Annotated in this window: 1 protein-coding gene; it reads right to left on the bottom strand. The window is 53.2% G+C overall.

Features of this window, described 5'->3' with window-relative positions; genetic code table 11:
- Nucleotides 1-48 precede the first annotated feature (48 nt).
- Nucleotides 49-1,568 (bottom strand): IS3 family transposase gene (locus tag AAEZ10_RS27140; protein ID WP_374046330.1). Its coding sequence is split into 2 segments (ribosomal slippage): nucleotides 49-1,103 and nucleotides 1,103-1,568, totalling 1,521 coding nucleotides; the frame shifts between segments, so codons are not numbered across the junction.
- Nucleotides 1,569-1,628 lie beyond the last annotated feature (60 nt).

Here is a 1,628-nt window from a genome sequence, read left to right as displayed (position 1 = left end):
CGGTGCGTGTCAACGTATCTGTCGCTTCACGGCTGTTTTAGGAGTCTATTACGCCCTTGTTTCAGGGCGCTCTGGATTCAGGTAAACAGCGTTTGCGAGTTTCCAATTACGTACTTCGCCGCTCCAACGGCTGGGGTTAGTTGCTTTGGCTGCCTTGTAAAGATTCTCCCGTGCCTGCAGTAACGCAGGTGCCTTGCCTTCGTGACGCTCATTGGGCGTCACGTATTTCAAGGCGCTATGACGATGCTCGTCGTTGTACCACTCAACGAATTTCTGCACCCAGAGTCGTGCTTCCGTGAGGTTGTCGAAGGGCCGCTCGGGCCACAGCGGGCAATACTTAGCCGTACGAAAAAGCGCTTCGGCATAGGCGTTGTCATTGCTTACTCGGGGTCGGCTGAACGACGGTTCGACGCCCAATGCAATCATGCTTTCTCGAAGAAGCGAGCCTCTCATTACGTGACCGTTGTCCGAGTGCAGTACCAGCGGACGACCCGCCGTACGCTCTCGTAAGCATCCTTTTTCAAGCAGTACGCATGCATGTTCTGCGCGTTCGGATTCGTGTACTTCGTTGGTCACTAATTTGCGGCTATAGATGTCTTTGACCATGTACCAGTAGTAAAAGCGACCTTTAACGGTGGTGGGTAACCACGTGATATCCCAACACCAAACTCGATTTGGGGCATCAGCACAATGTGTGGTCAAAGCTCGGCGCTTCGGAGCTTTGGCTCGGCCTCGACGGCTATTCTGATTTGCCTCTTTCAGCACCCGATAGAATGTTGATTCCGATGCCAGATAGATACCTTCGTCAGCTAACTTCGGGACAATCTGGTGCGGTGTCAGACTCGCGTAGCCAGGTTGATTAGCAGCATCCAAAACAGCCTGACGCTCTGCGACGCTGAGTTTGTTGGACGGTGCTTCGCGCTTGATGATCTGGCGCTTGTCGGCTTCGCAGTGTCGCCAACGCTGAACCGTCCGCAAACACAGCCCGATCTCTTTGCATGCACGAAACCGACGTGCACCACTTGCTACTGCCTCAGCGATCAGGCCCAAAGCCTGCACACGATCAGGGGCGCTGATCAGCCTTCCTTGTCCTTGCCCCAGATCGCATTGGCTTTTTTTCTGAGTTCCAGTAAAGCGACCGCCTCCTTGCAATCAGCATCGGATCGAAGCAGTTGTCGCTCCAGCTCCTTTATCCGTATTTGCTCGGTGGTCGGTTTTTTGTTGGGCTGAGGCTCCATCGCAGTGTTGGCATTCTGGCAAGCTTGGCGCCATTGCTGAATCTGCTCAGGATAAATGCCCTTGATTCGACAATATTGTGAAAGCTCTACCTCGCTCAACGGCGCGGTTTCCAGAACGGCGTTGAATTTGTCGGCGCTGGACCACTGATTGCTGGTTTTATTATTCCCAGGAACAATCAATCCTTTATCTCTAGCCATTTGCCTCCAGTTTCGCAGTGACTGTGGGGTGACGCCGATTGCAACGGCGAGCTCTGCTACGGAACGGTTTAAGGGCGGCATCATTTGAAGAACAGCCCAGTCTCTGAAGTCATCGTCATAACGCTTCGGCATTGCTAGACACCTTCGCCCCCATGAATGGTTGAGTCAATTAACAGAGGTGACAGGTAGGCT

It is taken from the genome of Pseudomonas sp. H26/SER47-MNA-CIBAN-0231 (assembly GCF_040310465.1).
Classification (GTDB): domain Bacteria; phylum Pseudomonadota; class Gammaproteobacteria; order Pseudomonadales; family Pseudomonadaceae; genus Aquipseudomonas; species Aquipseudomonas atacamensis.
This window is presented reverse-complemented; position numbering and strand designations above follow the sequence as displayed.